The sequence below is a fragment of the Rhizobium sp. P2_G2 genome (assembly GCF_056403555.1).
Genome location: NZ_JBFUFF010000246.1, coordinates 1 through 1,947, shown reverse-complemented (window position 1 = coordinate 1,947; position 1,947 = coordinate 1). Strand labels below are relative to the sequence as shown.

Annotated in this window: 2 protein-coding genes and 1 pseudogene; all 3 read right to left on the bottom strand. The window is 63.2% G+C overall.

Annotated features, from left to right (window positions below; translation table 11 throughout):
- Window positions 1-221 (bottom strand): annotated as a pseudogene (locus tag AC1D06_RS42485) (hypothetical protein); the annotation flags it as partial.
- A gap of 658 nt (window positions 222-879) precedes the next feature.
- Window positions 880-1,356: a hypothetical protein gene (locus AC1D06_RS42480; RefSeq protein WP_477991571.1), complete on the bottom strand. Its 477-nt coding sequence runs from the start codon at window positions 1,354-1,356 to the stop codon at window positions 880-882.
- A gap of 94 nt (window positions 1,357-1,450) precedes the next feature.
- The coding region (locus AC1D06_RS42475; RefSeq protein WP_477991570.1) for a plasmid partitioning protein at window positions 1,451-1,947 on the bottom strand (497 nt) is incomplete at its 5' end.

The following is a 1,947-nucleotide window of genomic DNA, read 5'->3' as shown; positions in this document are numbered from 1 at the left end:
CGCTCACCGAGACCTTCGCTGAGCGTATCGGCGGTTTCGATGATCAGGCGCTCATGCAGGTCGCGGATCCCGTCGCTGTCGACGACGGCTGTGCCGAAGCGTTCGGCGATCTTGATCGCCTGGGCGGCATCGGGGCAGGTGAGCCGGACCATTTCGATTGTGGCGCCCTTGCGGAGCTGGACGACGCGGGCGGATTGGCGATTGGTTGAGGGCTTAGCCATGTCTGGTTTCCTTTCCAGTTTCGCCGAAGGCTCGCGTCGGCCCTTGCCGGAACGCCCTTCGGTACGGTCGAAGAAAGCCGGCGAAAGACGGGCGCTTTCAGAGGCCCGGAGCCTCTGAGCGAGCGGGACGGGTTTGCGGGCAAGCGGGGTAAGACCCTGCGCAGTCCGCGGAGCCGTCTTGCGAGGGAGGGGGCGGAGGCCGCAATGCGGCGCGCAAGCGGCCTTGAAACGACCGACCGCCGGCTTAAGACCGTGACAAACCGAAGGTCGATCCGGCATGGGAGCGCGTCCCGGACTGAAGACCGGAATTCAGCAGACGAGGCCTATGACCGCCTCCCGTGCCAATCTCTGCCGCTGCCGCACCCTTCGGCCTGCATGCTGACTGGACCCGGCTAACCTATGCCGCCGTACACCCAGCATTTTCGCCGGGCTTTTCGCGGACTGCGGCCAGCGCCTGATTCTGCCTCGCCATAGAGTTCATCGTCGGAAGGCGTCCAGTTGGACCGACCCCGACGATGCGACCGGGATTTTACCTTCTGCGTAACGGTCATACGTTCGGCACGCGCGGCGATCTGGCGAAGAACGAGATTGAAATGCTGATGGGTCTCGCGGCATGACGACTCCATCGCCGCGAGCAGGTTCCGTGGACTGAGCGATGTCACGCCGCGCTCCTCCCTTCGACATGATCAGCGGCCACTTCGTCCGCTGACACCTCTTCGAGCACCGCGTTCGGGTAGCCATGCCTGGTCAGCCAAGCTTGAGCAGCCTCGCGGTTTTCGGCAAGATGGGCAAGTTCGCCTGCGGCGCCGTGGTGATCCAAGACACGGATGGACCCTACCAGAGGGCGTTCGAGCACTTTGAACGTGAGATTGGAATCGATGCGGAATGTGCGATGGACGCGAAGGACGACGACGTCCTTTCCGCCGAAGTCCGCCTCATGCAAGGTAAAGTGCGCCGGGGACAAGTAATTGCCCAATGTGTGCGGTCCTTCCTTGCTGATAAGCCGACCCTTGCTATTCCGGGTCTGCCAGGCGGCAAGCTTCTTTTCGAATCGCTCGGGCGGACGCGGGGTGCCGTCGGACCAGGCAATTATAGAGCCGATGGGAGCGAGATCATAGATCAGAGACGCAGACATGAGGTTCCTTCATAGGATTCTGCGATAGCGCAAAACAGACCCGCCGCCGGTGATGGCCGGCGGCGGGGCGTTCAGTCGGGAATGGGAGGCGTGGCTATTCTGCCGCGATGCCGAAGGCGGACTCGTTTTCGTCCGGAGCATCGTCGCCGGCTGCATCTGGCATCTCGTCGTCGTCCTGGCCGTCCTGCGGATCGGGATCCGGAACGCCCGCGTCCGCGCCGGCGGCAGCGGTCGATGTCACAGGCGTCTCCGCCGAGGCCGGGTAATCCTGCTCCGGAGCCTCCGCGTGCTTGATGAGATCCGCGAGGTCTCTCTGATCCGGCGCGAAGAGCGCCGCCGGGTGGACAAAATGCCCTTCCTTAAAATGTTCGACCAATGCGGCGCGTGTCTCCCGCATCCGGGCGCGTGGGTGGACGGAAGTGCCTTTGCACGACGCTTCGAGTGACTGACGAGAAAGGCATGCGAGGAAATCCTCCGTTCCCATATTCGGGAGGAAGGTGTCAGCGCCGATCGCATCGCCGGCAATGCGGGAGATCACGCCGCTGTTGGAATTGTTCCGCCTGCAGGACAGCACATCGATCAGGACGGAGC